This window comes from Pandoraea cepalis (assembly GCF_902459625.1).
Classification (GTDB): Bacteria; Pseudomonadota; Gammaproteobacteria; order Burkholderiales; family Burkholderiaceae; genus Pandoraea; species Pandoraea cepalis.
Genome location: NZ_CABPRY010000013.1, coordinates 19,201 through 37,005 on the forward strand (window position 1 = coordinate 19,201; position 17,805 = coordinate 37,005).

The 17,805-nt window shown below is 63.8% G+C and carries 18 protein-coding genes; 7 read left to right on the plus strand and 11 right to left on the minus strand.

The features are described from left to right. Positions 1–97 precede the first annotated feature (97 nt). Positions 98–1,636, minus strand: a complete 1,539-nt coding sequence (locus tag PCE31107_RS20300) for an MFS transporter (protein WP_130027907.1) — start codon at positions 1,634–1,636, stop codon at positions 98–100. A 586-nt stretch (positions 1,637–2,222) separates the two neighbouring features. On the opposite strand from PCE31107_RS20300, the gene PCE31107_RS20305 reads away from it, so the two are divergent. Continuing rightward, complete coding sequence (locus PCE31107_RS20305; RefSeq protein WP_150610462.1) at positions 2,223–2,564, plus strand: hypothetical protein; 342 nt, start codon at positions 2,223–2,225, stop codon at positions 2,562–2,564. A 291-nt stretch (positions 2,565–2,855) separates the two neighbouring features. After that, on the plus strand, positions 2,856–3,482 hold the full coding sequence (locus PCE31107_RS20310) for a hypothetical protein (RefSeq protein WP_150610463.1): 627 nt from the start codon (positions 2,856–2,858) through the stop codon (positions 3,480–3,482). Between the two features lie 90 nt (positions 3,483–3,572). Here PCE31107_RS20310 and msrA read toward each other — a convergent pair whose 3' ends face one another. The 10 genes from msrA to PCE31107_RS20360 form a co-directional block, all read right to left on the minus strand. Further along, positions 3,573–4,148: a peptide-methionine (S)-S-oxide reductase MsrA gene (gene msrA / locus PCE31107_RS20315; RefSeq protein WP_246181909.1), complete on the minus strand. Its 576-nt coding sequence runs from the start codon at positions 4,146–4,148 to the stop codon at positions 3,573–3,575. A 158-nt stretch (positions 4,149–4,306) separates the two neighbouring features. Beyond that, positions 4,307–5,254, minus strand: coding sequence for a formimidoylglutamase (hutG, locus tag PCE31107_RS20320; RefSeq protein ID WP_150610464.1), 948 nt, complete (start codon positions 5,252–5,254; stop codon positions 4,307–4,309). A 19-nt stretch (positions 5,255–5,273) separates the two neighbouring features. Next, positions 5,274–6,050 (minus strand): amino acid ABC transporter ATP-binding protein, encoded by a 777-nt coding sequence (locus tag PCE31107_RS20325; protein ID WP_150610465.1) that lies wholly within the window; start codon positions 6,048–6,050, stop codon positions 5,274–5,276. Next, a complete protein-coding gene (locus PCE31107_RS20330) occupies positions 6,047–6,715 on the minus strand; it encodes an amino acid ABC transporter permease (RefSeq protein ID WP_017235007.1) in 669 nt (222 codons plus the stop codon). The genes PCE31107_RS20325 and PCE31107_RS20330 overlap by 4 nt, the downstream gene beginning before the upstream one ends. A 112-nt stretch (positions 6,716–6,827) precedes the next feature. Then, on the minus strand, positions 6,828–7,565 hold the full coding sequence (locus PCE31107_RS20335) for a transporter substrate-binding domain-containing protein (protein WP_017235006.1): 738 nt from the start codon (positions 7,563–7,565) through the stop codon (positions 6,828–6,830). A 37-nt stretch (positions 7,566–7,602) separates the two neighbouring features. Next, entirely contained in the window at positions 7,603–8,349 is a 747-nt protein-coding gene (locus PCE31107_RS20340) for an IclR family transcriptional regulator (RefSeq protein ID WP_017235005.1), read from the minus strand. A gap of 243 nt (positions 8,350–8,592) precedes the next feature. Then, the gene (locus PCE31107_RS20345; RefSeq protein ID WP_150610466.1) at positions 8,593–10,146 is read right to left on the minus strand and encodes a class I adenylate-forming enzyme family protein; all 1,554 of its coding nucleotides are present in this window, start codon (positions 10,144–10,146) and stop codon (positions 8,593–8,595) included. A 45-nt stretch (positions 10,147–10,191) separates the two neighbouring features. Beyond that, positions 10,192–11,436, minus strand: a complete 1,245-nt coding sequence (locus PCE31107_RS20350) for an acyl-CoA dehydrogenase family protein (protein WP_017235003.1) — start codon at positions 11,434–11,436, stop codon at positions 10,192–10,194. Between the two features lie 9 nt (positions 11,437–11,445). Continuing rightward, the gene (locus PCE31107_RS20355) at positions 11,446–12,243 is read right to left on the minus strand and encodes an alpha/beta fold hydrolase (protein ID WP_150610467.1); all 798 of its coding nucleotides are present in this window, start codon (positions 12,241–12,243) and stop codon (positions 11,446–11,448) included. Beyond that, a complete protein-coding gene (locus PCE31107_RS20360) occupies positions 12,240–13,289 on the minus strand; it encodes a 2,5-dihydroxypyridine 5,6-dioxygenase NicX family protein (protein ID WP_150610468.1) in 1,050 nt (349 codons plus the stop codon). The genes PCE31107_RS20355 and PCE31107_RS20360 overlap by 4 nt, the downstream gene beginning before the upstream one ends. Positions 13,290–13,449: 160 nt before the next feature. On the opposite strand from PCE31107_RS20360, the gene PCE31107_RS20365 reads away from it, so the two are divergent. The 5 genes from PCE31107_RS20365 to kynA all read left to right on the plus strand — a co-directional run bounded on the left by PCE31107_RS20365 (position 13,450) and on the right by kynA (position 17,683). Next, the gene (locus PCE31107_RS20365; protein WP_130026652.1) at positions 13,450–13,968 is read left to right on the plus strand and encodes a flavin reductase family protein; all 519 of its coding nucleotides are present in this window, start codon (positions 13,450–13,452) and stop codon (positions 13,966–13,968) included. Between the two features lie 8 nt (positions 13,969–13,976). Continuing rightward, positions 13,977–14,441 carry a MarR family winged helix-turn-helix transcriptional regulator gene (locus PCE31107_RS20370; protein ID WP_130026653.1) on the plus strand — a complete coding sequence of 155 codons (465 nt, stop codon included), beginning with the start codon at positions 13,977–13,979 and terminating at the stop codon, positions 14,439–14,441. A 255-nt stretch (positions 14,442–14,696) separates the two neighbouring features. Further along, positions 14,697–15,362, plus strand: a complete 666-nt coding sequence (gene kynB, locus PCE31107_RS20375) for an arylformamidase (protein WP_150610469.1) — start codon at positions 14,697–14,699, stop codon at positions 15,360–15,362. Positions 15,363–15,444: 82 nt separating this feature from the next. Then, a complete protein-coding gene (gene kynU / locus PCE31107_RS20380) occupies positions 15,445–16,698 on the plus strand; it encodes a kynureninase (protein WP_150610470.1) in 1,254 nt (417 codons plus the stop codon). 16 nt (positions 16,699–16,714) lie between these two features. Continuing rightward, positions 16,715–17,683 carry a tryptophan 2,3-dioxygenase gene (gene kynA, locus PCE31107_RS20385; RefSeq protein WP_150610471.1) on the plus strand — a complete coding sequence of 323 codons (969 nt, stop codon included), beginning with the start codon at positions 16,715–16,717 and terminating at the stop codon, positions 17,681–17,683. Positions 17,684–17,805 lie beyond the last annotated feature (122 nt).

The following is a 17,805-nucleotide window of genomic DNA, read 5'->3' on the forward strand; positions in this document are numbered from 1 at the left end:
GACCGCCCCGGCATTTTGACGGGGGTTCTCTCACCCCGCGCTTCGGCTTTCAGACGCCAGGCATAGCCCGTTCGGACAACGCCGGGCGGTTTTCGGCTTATTCGGGTGCGGCCACGGCCGAGCGATCGTGTCGCTTGGGAAACTGAATTTGCCGGATACGACGCACCAGCACGGCCGCGGTAATCGCCGCGATCCCGGTAAGCAGCACACCGGCGTGGACGGCGTTCACGAGCGTCTGGCGAGCGGTTTCGACCAGCGGCATGCCGTCGATTCCCATGGCCCGTAGATCGGTCAACAGGTCGGCACGCAACGTCGGATCGATCAGGATGCGCGGGTCGAGCGCGCGCCCGACGGCATGGGCCGCCGGCGTACCGTCGTAACCCGACACCACACCGGCCACCCCGTTGGCATACCAGTGATTGACCAGCGTGCCCACGATCGTCGTGCCCAGCATGCCGCCGACCATGCGCGTCGACTGCAACAGCGCGGTGGTGATGCCAAAACGTTCGCGCCCGGCAATTTCCTGCCCGAACACGTTCATGTTGTTCAGGATGAAGCCGATGCCAATGCCCGCGCAGCCCATCATCAGGGCGATCATGCCATGCGACGTCACGCGATGGGACAGCCCCACGCCGGCCGAGGCGACGGCCAGCAGACAGAACCCAAGGATCAGCATGTTTGTCGGACGCGACAGGCGCACCACGATCGGGGTATTGATGAAGCTGCCCAGCGCGATGCACGCGGCGAGCGGTGTCGCGATCAAGCCGGCCGCCTGCGGGCTCAGACCGAAGCCGCCCTGCAACAGCAATGGCGCGAAGAAAATCAGCGAGTACATCACGAAGCCGATCAGCACCGACAATGTGAAGAGCACCACGAGCTGCGGGTGACGGAACATGTCGAGCGGCACGATGGGATGGGTGGCGCGCCGTTCCGTGCGCAGCAATACCCAGAAGCCGATCGCGACCCCGGCAATCAACAGCCCATTCCCGAGCGATGCGCCATGGGCCGGCAAGTTCTCGATGAACACCTGGAAGCCGCCGAGTACGACGGCGATCCACAGTGCGCCACGCCAGTCGACGCGCACGTCGCCTTGATGTGCCGACGGAAACTTGGGCAGGTATCGCCAGACGAAATACAGCGCCGCCAGACCGACCGGCAGGTTCACGAAAAATGTGGAGCGCCAGCCGAAATGCTCTGAGAGCAGGCCCCCCAGCGATGGCCCCGCCGCCGTGCCAATGCCATAGGCCGTGGTGATCACGACCTGCCAGCGCACGCGCGAGCGAGCGTCCGGGAACAGGTCGGGCACGGAGGCGAAAGCGGTGCCGACCATCATGCCGCCACCGATCCCCTGCAATCCGCGCGCGAAAACGAGGAACGGCATGTTGGGGGCCAGACCGCAAAGCACCGAGGCGACGGTAAAGGTCACCACCGAGGCAATCACGAACCGGCGACGACCGAAGTAATCGCCAAGTCTTCCGAACACCGGCACGGTCACGACGGAGGCCAGCAGGTAAATGCTCGCGATCCAGGCGTAATACTCAAAACCCTTGAGTTCGGCGACGATGGACGGCAGCGCAGTACTGACGACGGTCTGGTCGAGAGCGACCAGCATGTTGACGAGCGCAATGCCAATCATGGCCATCAACGCATCGCGAAAAGGCAGGGGGCGCACGGCGGGCTACCTGAAGACTACATGGAGGGGAGCCGCCATTTTACGTGAAAATTAATGAACATATGAACGGTTAGGCGCGGCGCGGGTTTCCGGGCTCGATCGCCCGCGACGCCCCGGCAGGCGGCGATCCGACCGTGCAGAACCCACGACGGCGGCCATCGCCGAAGAAAAATTCAACGGCAGACCGAGGCACATTCACCACCACGACGGTCGCCTCGGTGCCCGTCGTCTCACCCGTACCGCCAGAACCAGGCGTTGTCCGATACCCCTTTCGGACGCTCCTTTAGCCCGTCAGCCAGCGCAGCGGGCATGATCGATTCGTTGGCGGGACATCGATCGAATCCGATCGCCAGCCTTAGATTGCGTCGGGCCCCGGCAAGCACGTCGGCGCCCATAGGACGTTGCCGCGTCGCCGAACGCCGCGCGTTTCGACAGCGCGACGCACATCCTGCAAGGTCCGGGCCATTTGCGAAAACCGTGCCTTATCAACGGCTGCACCATCGCTCGACACTTCAGGGTGCGTCGTCGTCACTTCTCAGGAGATACGACCATGAATAACCGACCTGTGCGCGAGGATTATCGACGCTGGCTGGAAGCGCAGACCGCCACGGCGTCAGACAGCGAGCAGCATTCGGCGCGAATCGTTCCGGCGTTACCGTCGGCACTGCCATTTGCCGGCTACGTGGTCTGGTTTCACACGAGTCTTACGTATCTCGACATCCGCTTCGATCACCATCGCTTCGAAATCGTGACGCAACAGGTGCAGAGTGCGGCCGAAGCGTTCTTCTTCGACAGCCTCGCCGCTGCCCAGGGACACGCGGCGCAAGTCGCAGAGCCATGCCTGATCCTGTTTGCAGCGGCCGGTGGTGCGTCCGCGCGCGTCGTAGGTTGACACAGGCCTTTCGGCGACGATTCCCGTCGCACGCACGTCGAATTTTCTCAGCGCCCCCCTTCCCCGCGTGACCTACTTCAGGGAGCATGGACCATGCCGTTCCTCGCCTTGGCAATTCCTTACGCGCAATCCAACCCGATATCGTATGCGTTTGACGCTCGCGCGAATCGCCACGAAATCGCCATCGATATCGAAAAGATCGAGAATCAGTCTCACGCGTGGCAACCGGCGTTGCAAGCTGCGAAGCGATCCAACGCTCACTTCCATGGTGCCGCTTTCACGTGCCGAACCATGCCAGTCAACGACTACTTCGATGATGTGCTCGCAGAACTCATCACCCCGCTTAGCGCTTGCGGGACACCTCGGCACCCCAACAATGCAGAACTTCGCAAGACGCTCGGCGACTTGCTGACGCTTCACCCCGACGGCGCCGAGGTCTCGGTCGATGCGCGAATCAGCGAATTGGGGTTGCCTTCACTACTGCGAGACGATCCGGCTTATCTGCCCGGCACGCTGAACGCATTGACCTTCGATGTTGGGGCCCACAGCATCGATATCGGCCGATTCACGTTCCCAGAACCTGACATCGAGCAAGAGGCGGCATTTCTGTTCGCCGGCGAGAGTGAGCTGGCGTTTCTCCATGAAGGCAATCCTTACGCCGCGCGTATCCGGGAAGATCACTCGGCGATTCTCGCCTTCCATTACCGCGCAGCGGGGATGCGCGGATACACCACGTTGCCGCCCGGTGGATATGCACTGGCGATCCAGGATGACACGACCCTGTGCGATTTCACCTCGCAGTTGGCCCGATGCCAAAAACAAACCGATCCGAGCCGCTCGCCTCGCTCAGTCGAGGACCGCAACACCCGTTACGATCCGCTCGACCTGATGCAAAACGGCGGGTGCGTGATTCTTTGACGTTAGGGCGGCCCTACCTCGCCGCCGTCCCGAGTCTCCCCACGCCAGTCGATACGTGAGGAACGGGGCGGCGGTTGAGGGTTGGCGTGGTTATGCGGCCGACTTAAGGCGTCGCGCAAACTTCTCGCGGAATTTCTTGAGCTTCGGCGCCACGACATACGCGCAGTAGCCCTGATCGGGATGCTGGCGGAAGTAATTCTGGTGATACGCTTCGGCGGGCCAGAACGTCTGCGCGGGCACCACTTGCGTGACGATCGGATGCGCATAGGTCATCTCGGCCATCAACTCGGCGATGAGATGTTCTGCCGCCGTTTTCTGTGCCTCGTCCTGATAGAAGATGGCGGAGCGATACTGCGTGCCGATGTCGTTGCCCTGGCGATTGACGGTCGTCGGATCGTGGATCTGGAAGAACACGATCAGCAGTTCCTCGAACGTGACGACGCCGGGGTCGTACGTCAGCCGCACCACTTCCGCGTGACCGGTTTCGCCCTCGCAGACCTGCTCGTAGGTCGGGTTGTCGACATGACCGCCCTCGTAGCCCGAGACTACGGACTTGACGCCATCGAGCTGCTGGTAGCAGGCCTCGAGGCACCAGAAACAACCACCGGCCAGCGTGGCAACTTCCATATGGGTATTGCTCAGGGAGTTCGTCTGCTCTGTCATCATGACCTCGCTTGTCGACTATGATTTTGCCGCGGCGCACCAAACCAATAGGGCGGGCGATCCATGGTTCGATCGCCCGCCCTATTGTCGCGCAGAAGTCCGGTGAACGGCGCAAATAACCCTATGCGGCCCGCACGTCGCGTCCGCGCATGATGGACCGGCTAGCCACGGAATTGCGTGATGAGCGGATGCAGCAGCCGCGCACCGACGCGGGCCGTGAGACCGTCGCGATCGTACGTCGGGTTGTACTCGGCGATATCCGCCACGCGCAGCTTGTCCGAACGACGCACGACACCGATGAGCGCCTCGACCACTTCGAGCGCCACGCCATGGGCCGCCGGCGCCGACACCCCCGGCGCCTTCTCGCCCGGCAACACGTCCATGTCGATGGTCAGGTACACGTGGCTCACCTCGGCGAGCATTGCGTCGAGTCGTTCGCACATCTCCGGCAGTCGATGCGCCAACATGGCCTCGTCGAGCCAATAGTCCACCTGCAACGCCGCCGCCCGCTCGAACAGCGCGTCGGTATTGCTGTAACGGCTCACGCCAAGACACGCGTAGCGGAAAGGCGCCTGACGGCCCGCGAGCCACTGCGAGATTTGCCAGAAAGGGGTCCCCGAACTGGCGCTCGGCTGGGCACGCAAATCGAAGTGGGCGTCGAAGTTGAGGATCAGCATCGGCTCGTCGCGCAGGCGGTCGCCGAAATGCTCGGCCACGCCAAGGAATGTGCCGTAGGCGATCTCGTGTCCGCCGCCCAGCACGACCGGACGGGCGCCCGCCGCCAGCACCTCGGCCACGCGATGGCCGAGTGCAGCCTGCGCCGCTTCGAGCCGGCCGTCGGCACACACAACATTGCCGCCGTCGAACACCGCGGGCGAGCCCTGCACGGGCAAGCTCGCCAGCGCGCGACGCAGCATGTCCGGGCCGGCGACGGCGCCCAAACGTCCGTGATTCCGGCGCACGCCTTCGTCACTGCAAAACCCCAGCACAACGGCGCCACCCGCGACCTGCGACGCGTCGTAGTCGCGCAGCACCTGATGCAAACGCAGAGTGTGGCCGGCTTCACCGGTATCCACGCGGCCTTGCCAGACCGTTCGATCGATTGTCATACGTTTTGCCTGCCTTGCCTTACCGTGCAATAACCGCTTGCAGAAACTCCCGCGTACGCGCTTCGCGCGGCGCGGTGAAGATCTGCTCGGGCGACCCGGCTTCGATGATCCGGCCCTGGTCCATCACCACCACGACATCCGCCACTTCGCGTGCGAACCCCATCTCATGCGTGACGACGAGCATCGTCATGCCGTCGTTCGCCAGCGCCTTCATCACTTGCAGGACTTCGCCCACCAGTTCCGGATCGAGCGCCGACGTCGGCTCGTCGAACAACATGACCTGCGGCTGCATGGCCAGCGCGCGGGCAATCGCCACACGCTGCTTCTGGCCGCCCGAGAGCGTGCCCGGGAAGACGTCCGCCTTTGCAGCCAGCCCCACCTTGGCGAGCAGTTCGCGGGCCAGTGTCTCGGCCTCGGCGGCCTTCATGCCGCGCAGCTTGCGCGGCGCGAGCGTCACGTTCTCGAGCACCGTCAAGTGCGGGAACAGATTGAACGACTGGAACACCATGCCCACTTCGGTGCGTAGCTGATTGAGCGCGTTCTCGCCCATCATCTTGCCGTGATCGACGAGCTTGTGGCCGACGATCTCGATAGTGCCCTGCTCGGCCGTCTCCAGCCCGTTGCAGCAGCGCAGGAACGTACTCTTGCCCGAGCCGCTCGGGCCGATGACGACGACCACCTGGCGCGCATCGACTTCGAAATCGATGCCCTTGAGTACCTGAAGGCTGCCGTAAGCCTTGCCCAGTCCTTCGATCTTCAGGATCGGCGCGCCGAATTCCTTCTTCGCTTCGTTCATTGCACGGCACCTCCGGCACGCAGGGACTTCTCGGCGCGCTGCAGCAGCAGCGTGGTGGTGCCGGTCAGAATCAGATAGACAAACGCAATCGCCAAATACACTTCGAGCGAGCGGTACGACACGCTGATGATCTTCTGGCCTTCGTGCATCACGTCGTGAATCGTGAGCAGCGACACCAGCGCAGAGTTCTTGATCAGCGCGATGAATTCATTGCCCAGCGGCGGGATCATGCGCACGATCGCCTGCGGCAGAATCACCGAACGCATGGCCATGCCGTAAGGCATGCCGAGCGAGCGGGCGGCTTCCATCTGACCGCGTTCGATCGACTGGATGGCACCGCGCACAATTTCCGAGACGTAGGCGCCGCTATAGATGCCCAGGCCCAGTACACCGCACAGGAATGCCGGCAGCAGAATGTTGAACTGCGGCAGGCCGAAGAACAAAATGAAGAGTTGCACCAGCAGCGGCGTACCGCGAATGAATGTGACGTAGGCGGTACAAATGCTGTAGCGAATGCGATGCGCCGGGTTCAGGCGGCCCATGCCGATCAGCAAACCCAACACGCAGCCCAGCGCCAGCGCGCAAGCCGTTACCTCGACGGTCACGAGCGCGCCCCGCGCGAGGTCCTGCCAGTTGGCCCACACCGGCGAAAAATCGAGTTCCATGCGTACTCCGTCAGTAGCTCTACGGCTTTATTGCGTCGGCGGGCACCGTCTCCCCATTCGGGGCGACGGTCGACCCGCCCGGTATTACGTTGGCATTACGTTGATGAAAAACTTACTTCGCAGCACCGAAGTACTTGGTGACCAGCGCGGCGTAGGTGCCGTCGGCACGCACCTTCTCAAGCGCCTTGTTCATCTCGTTGGTCAGCTCGGTGTCGCCCTTGCGCACGGCGAAACCATAGCGCTCGACAGTCAGCGTCTTGTCGAGCACCTTCACGACCGGGTTCGCCTTGGCGTACAACAGCGCCGCAGGCTTGCCGGTCACGGCGGCGTCGGCGCGGCCAATCTTTACGAGTTCGAACATCTGGTCGTTCTTCTCGACTTCCACGCGCTCGACCTTCGGGTAGCTTTCCTTCAGGAACTGCACCGACTTCGTGCCCACCTGAACCGACACCTTCTTGCCGTTCAGGTCGGCCGGTTCCTTGATGGCCGTGTTGTCAGCCTTGACCAGAATCGCCAGACCGCCGGTGTAGTACGGATGCGTGAAGTTCACGACCTTCAGGCGCTCGTCGGTGATATAGATCGCCGATGCGGCCACGTCGGCACGCTTTGACAGCACGGCCGGGATCAGGCCTTTGAAATCGATGTCGATCCACTCGATCTTCTTGCCCATGACCTTGCCGAGGGCTTCGATCATCTCGACGTCGAACCCGGTACGCTTGCCGTTTTCCACGTATTCGAACGGCGGGAAGGTCGCATCGGTGGCGACACGCAGCACGTCGTCGGCCGCGAAAACCTTGCTCGAGCAGGTGATGGCCAGCGCCATCGTGAACAGGATGTGACGCAATTTCATCTGGGACTCCTTCGTGTAGTCTCGGTCGGATAACCGGTTAAAAGTATTGCAATCGATTCGAAATACGCTCGGCTGCCGCCAACGTGAGGCGAATCAGCTCGTCGTGGCGCTGAGCCACACGCACGGCCGGCGCCATCAACGTGATGGTGCCTTCCAGACGCTCCTTGGCGGCGAACACCGGGGCCGACACGCCCCAGACGCCGAAGTCGACTTCGCTTTCGGACACCGCATACCGCTGCTTGCGAATCTCCTCGACCTGCGCGACCAGACGCTCCTGCGCCACCGGCTGGCCCGCCAGTTGTCGGCTGATCAAGCTCTCGCGGGTGGCTTGCGGCAGGAACGAGAGCAGCGCCTTGGCGGAAGCGCCATGCACCAGCGGGTGGGCACGCCCCTTCGCAAAGGAGCAACGCAGCGATTGCTCGCTCTCGTGCATGTCAAGGCAAACGACCTGGCCATTCGCGGCGACCAGCAGACCGACGGTCTCGCCGGTGCGCTGCACGAGGGCTTCGATTTCTTCGCGTGCCTGAGTGACAAGATGCGAGTTGTGGTCGAAACCCCACGCCAATTGCACGCCGACCGGGCCCGGTTCGTAGAGCGCCTCATGGGCGTGCTCCTGCACCAGGCCCCACTTCTTGAGCGGCACGAGGTGGCGGTAAACAGTAGAGAGCGGCAAGCTCGTTTGCGCGGCGATCTCGCGTGCCGCGATCGGTCTTCCATGACGTGCGACCGTCACAAGCACTTGCAACACGCGCTCTGAGACCGATTGCGCTTCGGTGGTGTCCATCGTCTTAAAAAGCCAAAGAAAGCAAAGAAATCAGCGGGCTACCCCGTTGATGACGACATGGGCGCTATCTTGCGACGCAATTCCCAAAGTAAAAAATTGAATTCCCACCGGATGGTAACAAGCGGAAGGATTGCGCATAGGTATTTTCCCTTACACATTACGCAAGCGATGCATAAAAAAACGCCGAACCTCTTATAAAACAAGGGATTCGGCGTTTTTTCTGCGACAACCGGGTGATCTTTTTTATGATCGACCGGTCATCGACGTTCGCGATTCGGAGGCCGCCGATAACCAGCCGATGAGAATCGGCTTCTGCACTTTCCCAAGGGCACTCTTCGGCAGCGCGTCGACGATGACCACCCGTCGCGGTAATTTGAAGCGAGCGATCCGTGCGCCGAGGAAATCGAGCACGGACTGTTGCGTCGCGCTCGCCGATGACGCGCACACGACGACGGCAACGGGCACCTCGCCCCATCGCTCATCCGGCACCCCGACGACAGCGGCCTCCAACACGCCCGGACAGTCGACCAGCGCGTTTTCAATTTCCGCCGGATAGATGTTCTCGCCGCCCGAGATGATCATGTCCTTGCTGCGACCCACGACTTCGAAACAACCGTCGTCGCGCAACCGCGCCAGATCGCCGGAGTGAAACCAGCCGCCTTCAAATGACGCGTGGTCCGGCGCGCGCCAGTACTCGCGCATCACATTCGGCGCGCGCACGAGAATCTCGCCAACCGCTCCGGCGAGAACCGGCTGGCCCGCGGCATCGGTCAGGCGGACTTCCACGCCGGGGCACGCCCGGCCAACCGCGCCCGGATGCGCCTTCGCCTCGCCGAAGCGCAACGCGATCGACACTGGGCCGGTCTCGGTCGCGCCATAGACTTGCCCGAGCGGAATGCCGCGTGCATGGAAGGCGTCGATCGCCGACATCGGCACAACGCTCGATCCGGCCATCACGCCGCGCAACGAGGAGAGATCGGTCGTCTGCCATAGCGGGTGACATTGCACCGCGCGCATTGTCGCGGGCACCATCAACGACAGCGTCGGCCGATGTTTCGCCACGTCGGTGAGCCAGGCGGCCGGATCGAAGCGCGGATGCAACGTAACGCTCGCCCCACGCAACAGCGCCGGTAACGTCTGAATGCACAAACCGCCGACGTGGAACATCGGCAAGGTCGAGAGGACGTGGTCTTCGGCACGCATCTCGTGCGCCCACCAACTGGCCTCGGCGTTGGCCAGCAGCCCGGCCTGTGTGTGCAAGGCCCCCTTGGGCTCGCCCGTTGTGCCCGACGTATAGGCGAGCAACACGGGGGCATCGGCTGCAACGTCCGGGTAATCGACCGGCTTGATCGACGGCACCGCGATCAGCCCTTCGATCGACGCAATGGCCGGTGGCGGCAGGTCGGCGTCGCCGGTGACTTCCAGCGCATCGCGAATCTGACGGGCCATGTCGCGGTGCGTCGCGTCGGACCAGAGCACGCGCACCCCGGCATGGCGCACGATGGCCGCCAGTTCGGGAACGGCAAGACGGAAATTCAGCGGCAGGAAGATGGCACCGGCACGTGCGCACGCGAACAGCAGCGCCAGTTGCAGCTCGTCGTTCAGCCCCAGGCATGCGACGCGCTCGCCCGGGGCGATCCGCCACGTGCCGCGCAAATGCCCGCCCACGCGTTCGATGCGGCGCCACAGTGCGGCGAAGTCGGTCTGCTGCGCTTCGTCGCCAACGCCGCAGCGCAGCGCCAGCCGCTGCGGCGTGGCACGTGCGTGACGGGCAAGCGCTTCTACAAAGGGCGTCAACTGATTCTCCGTGACAAGAGAGACGGCGAGGCGTGAGTGCGTAGCTTACTCGTCGCGCTCGCCCGGTTCGTAAAGCGCCTCGCGGCCAATGCGATCGAGGCACAGTTCCGCGGTCCAGGGCAACATCAGCGCACCGCAACGCGAATCACGATACAGGCGTTCGAGCGGCAGCGTCTTGAGCATCGACTGCCCGCCGCACGTACGAATGGCCAGACGGCACAGCTCGTTGGCATTCTCCATGATCGTGTACTGCGCCGCATAGGCGCGCAGACGCGCCTCCTTACCCGGGTCGGCCCGGCCGTCCTGCAACGCGCGCAGGAAAAGCGCGCGCGTCTGCTCGAGCATGATGTGCATCTGCGCGACGGCAATCTGCTTGGTCGGATACATACGACGCTTGACCGGCGCCCCCATGCCCTCGGCTTCTCCTCGCAAATAGCGCACGGTGAAATCGTACGCGGCCTGCGCGATGCCCATGTACGTCGGGGCCAGCGTCATGAACATGTGCGGCCAACGACTGGCGGCCTGATAGTAGACGCCGCGCGGCATCAATTGCAGTTCGTCGGGAACGAACACATCCTTGAAAAGCAGCGTGCGCGAGACGGTGCCGCGCATGCCGAGCGGATCCCAGTCGCCGGTCACGGTGACGCCCGGGGCGTCGCCGGGCACAGCGATATAGAACGTGTCCTTCATCGACAACTCGGGCTTGTCTTCGGTGCACAGCACGCCGTAGTAGTTCGCCGCCCCCGAGAGCGACGCGAAGATCTTGCGTCCGTTGATCTTCCAGCCGCCGTCGACTTTCGTCGCCGTGGTGCCGAACGGCGCCTTGCCCGCCGCGGCCGCGCTGCCCTCGGAGAACGGTTGCGCATAGATCGCCCCGTCCTGGATCACGCGCGCGAAGTGATGCTCGCGATAGCGCGCATGCTCGGCACGTTGCTCGGGCGTCATGTCGAGATCGTCGGCGAGAATGCCGGTCCACATCATCGAACATGTGTGCATGTTGAACGTGAGCGCCGTCGCACCGCAATGGCGGCCCAGTTCGGCGGAGACCATCATGTACGTGGCGAAATCGGCGCCCAGGCCGCCGTCCGACTCGGGAATGCACAACTTCAGCAAACCGGCGGCGCGCATGTCGTCGTAGTTCTCGAACGGGAACGACGCTTCGCGGTCCCAGCGGGCCGCGCGCGGCGCGAGCGACTCGCGCCCCACCTGCTCGGCCAGCGCCAGCAGGCGCCGTTGCTTGTCCGTGAGCGGGTGATGCTCGCCGACGATCGAAGGGGGCTGATAGGCCACGGTGGTCTCCTAGAGTGATTCGAGGAAGGCGCGCACCTCGGCATTGAATTCCGCCGGATGCGTCAGATTCATGAGATGCCCGGCGCCGGGCAGGCAGACGTAGCGCGCCTCCGGGATGGCGTCGGCCATGCGCGCCATGACTTTCGCCGGCGCGTTGGTGTCGTGCTCGCCGGCGATCAGCAGCACCGGCACGGCGAGACGCGCGAGTGCGGCGCGCTGTTCGAAACCGACCAGCGCCTGGAGCGCCGTGCGGTAAGCCGCGGGCGTGAGCGCCCCCATCGCATCGACGGCCAGTGTGTGCGCACTCGCACGCGCGGTCGCGGATGGTTCGCCAAGCATGCCCGGCACGATGGCTTCAGCCATCTCGCGCAAGGTCTTGCCGGCGTCGAGCGGGGCGGTGCGCTGCCGCACGAACTCGCGCTGAAAGTCGCCGTCGGGCTTGCCGAACGCGGGCGATGTGCCGCACAGGATCAGCGCGGCGATATCGCGCGTGAACGGCACGCCGCGCGCCATCAGCTCCTGCGCGACCATGCCGCCCATGCTGTGGCCGACGAGCACGAAACGCGAGGGTCCCAACGCGTCGAGCAGCGTTCGCAAGCGCTCGGCCAGCGCCGCCATTGTGGGCTCGGCAGGCATGGCGCTCTCGCCGTAACCGGGCATATCCCAGGCGGCCACGCGATAACCGGCCGCCACGAACGTCTCGAATTGCGCGGGCCACACGTGACGATTGCCGCCGATGCCATGCAGCAGCACGAGCGTGAGCGGACCGTCACCGGCGATGCGACAGGCGGGCACGGGGCGCGTCATGACGCGAACTCGCCTTGCAACTGGCCGTCGCGCACAACGACGTCGCCGTCGAGCGCGATCGTGCAACGCCGCAGCGGCAGGTCGAAGTGCCCGAGCGTGTGACGTCCCGCCACTTCGTTGGCACCGGTCGAGTACAGGAAATTGCCCGCAAAGGCGCGCTGCTCGGTGCCGTTGCAATCGCGTTTGTCGTAACAGGCGAGCGCGTCCCAGCGGGCACGAGGGTTCAGACCGAAGCCGACGTGCGAGACGGCATAGGCGTCGCGATCGCCCCACGCCGCGAAGTAGTCGCGCATGAGGTCGACGTCCACGCCTTCGCCGTCGATGGCGACAACATAGTCGTCTTCGACGGTGAGCGCGATGCGATCGCGCAGATATTGCTTGAACGTGAGATTGATGTCGCCGGGGGCGAGCACGAGCTGCCCGTTCACGCTGTGCGCGGCGGGAAATGCCAACGCGAGACCGCCCGGCCAGTGGGCCACCTGCCCCGGCTTGGCGCACCAGCCCCAGACACCGCCCACACGCGCATCGCGAAGCCCGATGCGCAGATCGGTACCGGCGGCGGAGGTAACGTGCATTTGGGCGGTCGCGCGCAAACGCTTGATCGCGGCGCGCACTTTCGGCTCGAGCGCCGGGTCGGTCGCGCAGCGCTCCAGAATTTCGGGATGTTCGTTCGAGACCATCAACACGCGCGCGCCGCCGCCGAGGATGTCAGGTAGCTCAGGGGCATGCAACAGGCCTTCGACCGTGCAGTCGACGACCAGCGTGACCGCCTTGAGCGCGGCAACGACGGGCGCCAATCCCCCCAGCGCGTCGCTCGCGCCGGTCGAGCGCACTGGCACCGGCGCACTTACGCGCGGACTCGGCACGACCAGCCGGAAAGGCGCGGCGCCAAGCGATTCGGCGGCAAGTTGCGCTAATTCCACGTTGACAGGCCGGGATTGCGTTTCGGCTACAATCGCCACCACATCACCGGGTCCGATGCCGCAGCGCCGCAAGGTCTCGGCAAATACGTCGATCCACTTATGCTCGATTCGCTCGATCAGCATATCGTCTCCTGAGCGTCTGACCTTCTCGCCTGCCGGGGACATTCCCCTCTGGCACGCGGCTGGCCGTCATGCGTCTTGTCGATCTGTTGTTCGTGCCATAGTATATGAATATTCATACAAATCAACCCGATCAAATTTGCCGGACGGGAGTGCAGGGACAGTGAACGCCAAACGCGCCTCAGCGCCAGATTTCGACAACGCGGCCTTTCGTCATGCGCTCGGTCAATTCGCGACCGGGGTGACCGTGATTACCACGCGCGCCGACGACGGATCGCTTATCGGGATCACCGCCAGTTCGTTCAACTCAGTGTCGCTCACGCCGCCGCTCATTCTGTGGAGTCTTGCCACGCGCGCAGGCAGCATGCCGGTCTTCCGCGAGAACTCGCACTATGCCGTGAACGTGCTGGCGTCTGATCAACTCGACATCTGCAAGCGTTTCGCCACGATGAAGGGCGACCGGTTTGCGGGTGTGCCTTATACGCTCTCGGCGTCGGGCACGCCGGTTCTCGACGGTGCGCTGGCCTGGTTCGAATGTCATAACCGCAGCCGCTACGACGAGGGCGACCACGTCATCTTTGTTGGCGAAGTCGAGCGTTGCGGCGTGCATGCCGACGTTGGCGAGCGCATGCCACTGATCTTCCACGCCGGTGGCTTCCACAAGCCGCAGTCACTCGGCTGAGCCGCCTCATGCCTGCCGCCGGTGCACCGTTCGTCGACGACTACCTGGCCTATCTGCTCGCGCGTGCAAGCACGCTGGTGTCCGACGAATTTCACCGTGAAGTCGCGGCGGCCGGACTCGGTGTGACGGAGTGGCGTGTCCTCGCTACGCTCTCCGACGGTCGCGCGCGCACCATCAATCAACTGGCCGACATCGTGCTCGCCAAGCAGCCGACGCTCACCAAGATCGTCGACCGGCTCGAAGCGACCGGCGATGTCGTGCGCGGCGAGAGCGCCACGGACCGCCGCCAGTCGATGGTCTCGCTCACCCAGGCCGGACGTGAGCGCGTTACCCCGCTGCTCGCCAGCGCGCGACGTCACGAAGCCGGCGTGCTCGCCCGCTTCGGTACAGAACAATCCACCTTGCTCAAGGCGACCCTGCGCCGGTTGATCGACGAGATGACGCAGAGTACGTCGGGGCCGTCTGGAACGTAACGGACACCGCGGGCGCAACGCCCGTGTAGGCGCATTCCGATCACCGCGCGGCGGCGTCCGAAATCGCAGACCGCCTTGCGCGGCGAATCGTCGAATATTCGATCACTTCACAATATTGTCGAATATTCTTTCTTAAAATTAAGAAAATCCTATTTTTTTGATCAATTTCACGCCTCACCATCCCTGAATACGCAAGCACTTGCGAAGCGAATTCTTCTAAGATGCGCATATCGATTGACGATTTTGCGCACACCCATGACCGAACCCAGCCACCGCCCAGCCAACGCGCCCGACGAGCGCCGCGTGTGGGATATCAGCGCGCCACTCTCGAGCGACACGCCGGTCTGGCCCGGTGACACGCCGTTCTCGGAACAGTCGGTGTGGCAGATCGGACCGGGCTGCCCGGTCAACGTCGGGCGCATCACGCTGTCGCCGCATACGGGCGCCCATGCCGACGCGCCGCGTCATTACGACGACGACGGCGCCTTTATCGGGGAAGTGCCGCTCGAGACTTATCTTGGGCCGTGCCGGGTCATACATTGCGTTGGCGCGTCACCGGTCGTCACACCGGATCAGGTCGCGCCCCACCTGACGGACGTGCCGCCGCGCGTGCTGTTGCGCACGTATGCACAGGCGAGCGTCGCTCGCTGGGACAGTGCGTTTTGCGCCGTCGCGCCCGAGACCATCGACCTGCTCGCGGCGCATGGGGTGAAGTTGGTCGGAATCGACACGCCGTCGCTCGATCCCCAGGAGAGCAAGACGATGGACGCCCACCACCGCATTCGGGCGCATCGCATGGCGATCCTCGAAGGACTGGTGCTCGATGCCATTGCACCGTCCGACTACGAACTCATTGCATTGCCGCTCAAGTTCATGCGGCTCGATGCGAGTCCGGTACGTGCAGTGCTGCGTTCGCTTTGAGGCGCGTGGGCTGCGCCGGGCTCATGCACCACGACTTACGACTTCCCTTTTCCGCATAGCTTTCACTGACAAAACGCAAACCATGACGTCTTCTCGCAACGAATGTCTGACCCTTGACGCGGCCGATCCGCTCGCCCCGCTGCGCGCCCAATTCGATCTGCCACCCGGCGTGATCTATCTCGACGGCAACTCGCTGGGCGCCCGCCCGGTGGCCTCGGCCAAGCGTGCCCAGGAGGTGATCGCCGCCGAATGGGGCGTAGGTCTCATCCGCAGTTGGAACGAGGCCGACTGGTTCGCGCTGCCGCGCACGCTCGGCGACGCCCTGGCCCCGATCATCGGCGCAGGTAAAGGCGAAGTGGTGGTGACGGACACCACGTCGAGCAACCTCTTCAAAGTAATGGCCGCCGCCCTTGATGCGCAGCGTACCCTCGCGCCGCAACGCAAGGTGGTCGTCTCCGAGCGCAGCAACTTCCCGACTGACCTGTACATCGTGCAAGGCCTCACGCGCCTGCTCGACGACGGCTACTCGCTGCGCATGATTGATTCCCCGGACGAGCTGCCCGCCGCGCTGGGCGATGACGTCGCCGTGGTGTTGCTCACGCATGTGAACTACCGCACCGGCGCCATGTACGACATGGCCGCGCGTACGGCCGAGATTCATGCGGCCGGTGCGCTGTGCGTGTGGGATCTGTGCCACTCCGCGGGTGCGGTGCCCGTCGATCTGAACGGCGCCAATGCCGACTATGCCGTGGGCTGCACGTACAAGTATCTGAATGGCGGCCCGGGCGCGCCCGCGTTCGTGTGGGTTAACAAGCGCCGTCTGAATACGTCATGGCAGCCGCTGTCGGGTTGGTGGGGCCATCGCACGCCGTTCGCGATGCAGCCGGAGTACACGCCGGACAATGGCATCGGGCACTACTTGTGCGGCACGCAACCGATCGTCTCGCTCTCGCTGGTGCAATGCGGCCTGGATATTTTCGCGCAGACCTCGATGGACGCCCTGCGTCGTAAATCGCTGGCGTTGACGGATCTGTTCATCGAGCTGGTGGAAACGCGTTGCGCCGAATTCCCGCTCACGCTGGTGACGCCGCGCGATCACGCGGCGCGCGGGTCGCAGGTAAGCTTCGAGCATCCGGAGGGGTTCGCCGTGATTCAGGCGCTGATCGCGCGCGGCGTGATTGGCGACTATCGCGAGCCGCGCATCATGCGCTTCGGCATGACGCCGCTGTATACGAGTTTTGCCGATGTCTGGGATTCAGTCGAAATTCTGCGTGACGTGCTGACCACGGGTTCGTGGGACAAGCCCGAGTTTCGTCGCCGCGGTGCGGTGACCTGAGAGAGGAATCAAAAGCATGAGCAAGACCCGTTCCAGCGCGCACGACCCGCAGAACATTCCGCCCCAGGCCGCGCCCGCCTCGGGCGGGTGCCCGTTCGGCCATCAAGGCGCGGACGACGCGACGCCGGACGCATCGACCGCACCGGCGGACGCGTCGACCGATGCCACGCAATGGCATGAGGCGAAGCTCGACTTTTCGAAGAGCATGAGCTACGGCGACTACCTGTCGCTCGATCCGATTCTGAATGCGCAGCACCCGCGCTCGACCGACCACAACGAGATGCTGTTCATCATCCAGCATCAGACGAGCGAGTTGTGGATGAAGCTTGCCCTCTACGAGTTGCAGGCGGCCCGTACGGCGGTGCACAACGATGACCTGCCCCCGGCGTTCAAAATGCTCGCCCGCGTGTCGCGCATTCTCGAGCAACTCGTGCAGGCGTGGAGCGTTCTCGCAACGATGACACCGTCGGAGTATTCGTCGATGCGTCCGTCGCTAGGCAGCTCATCGGGCTTTCAGTCATATCAGTACCGCATTCTGGAATTCATGCTCGGCAACAAGAACGCCGCGATGTTGAAGCCCCATTCGCATCGCCCCGATGTCTTCGCGCAGGTGCAGGCCGCGCTGGGCACGCCTTCGTTCTACGACGAGGTCGTGCGCCTTCTGGCACGGCGCGGATTTGCCATTGCCCCTGAACGCCTGGAGCGCGACTGGACGACGCCGACGCCGCACGATGCCACCGTCGAGGCCGCATGGCTCGAGGTGTATCGCAACCCATCGCAACACTGGGAACTGTACGAGATGGCCGAGGAGCTGGTCGATCTCGAAGACGCGTTCCGGCAATGGCGCTTCCGCCACGTCACGACGGTCGAGCGAATCATCGGCTTCAAACAAGGCACCGGTGGTACCAATGGCGCCCCCTACCTTCGGAAGATGCTCGATGTCGTGCTGTTCCCCGAGCTTTGGCATGTGCGGACGTTGCTGTGAGTTTTTTTTCGGTGCGGTGATAACACCCATCGCATAGATTCGCACGCAGCCCTGTCACATGCCCAGGGCCGCGGCGCTTGCCCGTCCCCTGACTCCGCTCCAATGCCGGTTAAGTCGCTACG

Excerpts from the sequence above, each read along its gene's own strand:
- PCE31107_RS20300 (WP_130027907.1), bottom strand. The coding sequence starts at position 1,636 with ATGATTGGCATTGCGCTCGTCAACATGCTGGTCGCTCTCGACCAGACC.
- PCE31107_RS20305 (WP_150610462.1), top strand. The coding sequence starts at position 2,223 with ATGAATAACCGACCTGTGCGCGAGGATTATCGACGCTGGCTGGAAGCG.
- PCE31107_RS20310 (WP_150610463.1), top strand. The coding sequence starts at position 2,856 with ATGCCAGTCAACGACTACTTCGATGATGTGCTCGCAGAACTCATCACC.
- msrA (WP_246181909.1), bottom strand. The coding sequence starts at position 4,148 with ATGATGACAGAGCAGACGAACTCCCTGAGCAATACCCATATGGAAGTT.
- hutG (WP_150610464.1), bottom strand. The coding sequence starts at position 5,254 with ATGACAATCGATCGAACGGTCTGGCAAGGCCGCGTGGATACCGGTGAA.
- PCE31107_RS20325 (WP_150610465.1), bottom strand. The coding sequence starts at position 6,050 with ATGAACGAAGCGAAGAAGGAATTCGGCGCGCCGATCCTGAAGATCGAA.
- PCE31107_RS20330 (WP_017235007.1), bottom strand. The coding sequence starts at position 6,715 with ATGGAACTCGATTTTTCGCCGGTGTGGGCCAACTGGCAGGACCTCGCG.
- PCE31107_RS20335 (WP_017235006.1), bottom strand. The coding sequence starts at position 7,565 with ATGAAATTGCGTCACATCCTGTTCACGATGGCGCTGGCCATCACCTGC.
- PCE31107_RS20340 (WP_017235005.1), bottom strand. The coding sequence starts at position 8,349 with ATGGACACCACCGAAGCGCAATCGGTCTCAGAGCGCGTGTTGCAAGTG.
- PCE31107_RS20355 (WP_150610467.1), bottom strand. The coding sequence starts at position 12,243 with ATGACGCGCCCCGTGCCCGCCTGTCGCATCGCCGGTGACGGTCCGCTC.
- PCE31107_RS20360 (WP_150610468.1), bottom strand. The coding sequence starts at position 13,289 with ATGCTGATCGAGCGAATCGAGCATAAGTGGATCGACGTATTTGCCGAG.
- PCE31107_RS20370 (WP_130026653.1), top strand. The coding sequence starts at position 13,977 with ATGCCTGCCGCCGGTGCACCGTTCGTCGACGACTACCTGGCCTATCTG.
- kynB (WP_150610469.1), top strand. The coding sequence starts at position 14,697 with ATGACCGAACCCAGCCACCGCCCAGCCAACGCGCCCGACGAGCGCCGC.
- kynU (WP_150610470.1), top strand. The coding sequence starts at position 15,445 with ATGACGTCTTCTCGCAACGAATGTCTGACCCTTGACGCGGCCGATCCG.
- kynA (WP_150610471.1), top strand. The coding sequence starts at position 16,715 with ATGAGCAAGACCCGTTCCAGCGCGCACGACCCGCAGAACATTCCGCCC.